The organism is Bradyrhizobium sp., from assembly GCF_016462955.1.
GTDB lineage: Bacteria > Pseudomonadota > Alphaproteobacteria > Rhizobiales > Xanthobacteraceae > Bradyrhizobium.
On sequence record NZ_JAEMSD010000861.1, the window covers coordinates 985 to 1689 of the forward strand.

The window sequence follows — 705 nt, forward strand, 5'->3', positions numbered from 1 at the left end:
AGCCGAGCCCGCGCACGATCGAGAGCATGCCGAGCGTGGTGACGAAGGGGGACAGGCCGAGCACCGCGATGCAGAAGCCGTTGACGAGGCCCGCGATCAGCGCAACGCCGAGACCGGCGACAACCGACACCAGCAGGATCAGGCCTGGTACATTGGCGAGCACGGTCTTGCCGTCGGCCGCCATGTGCACCAATGGCGAGCCAGGCGCCGACAGCTCGGTCATCACCATCGAGGTGATCATGGCCGAGAAGCACATCATCGAGCCGACCGAAAGATCGATGCCGCCGGTGATGATCACGAAGGTGACGCCGAGCGTCGCAATGGCGATGAAGGAGAAGTTCTTCGCCACGTTCTGCATGTTGCCTTGGGTGAAGAAATAGGGGCTGGCGAAATGCATGATCACCAGCAGCAGCGCCAGCGCGAGCAGGACGTAGCCGGTCTGCGAGGCGAAGATGCCGCGCTGCCACCACCTGATCTTGCCGACATTGGTGAAGCTGATCGGGGACTCCATGGGCATGGCCATCACGCCGCCTCCTTCGCGCCGGTGATAAGGGCGGTGACTTCCTCCGGAGAGGTCTCGTGGATCGGCTTGTCGGCCCGCTTCTCGCCGCGGCGCATGACGATGACGCGGTCGCACACGGCGAAGACATCGGGCATGCGGTGCGAGATCAGCATCACGGCGACGCCTTGCTCCTTCAGCCGGTG

At 64.1% G+C, this 705-nt stretch carries 2 pseudogenes; both read right to left on the reverse strand.

Annotation, left to right across the window (positions count from 1 at the left end):
- Positions 1 to 523: pseudogene (locus JHD07_RS39295) on the reverse strand (ABC transporter permease); the annotation flags it as partial.
- A pseudogene (locus JHD07_RS39300) lies at positions 523 to 705 on the reverse strand (sugar ABC transporter ATP-binding protein); the annotation flags it as partial. The pseudogenes JHD07_RS39295 and JHD07_RS39300, both read right to left, overlap by 1 nt.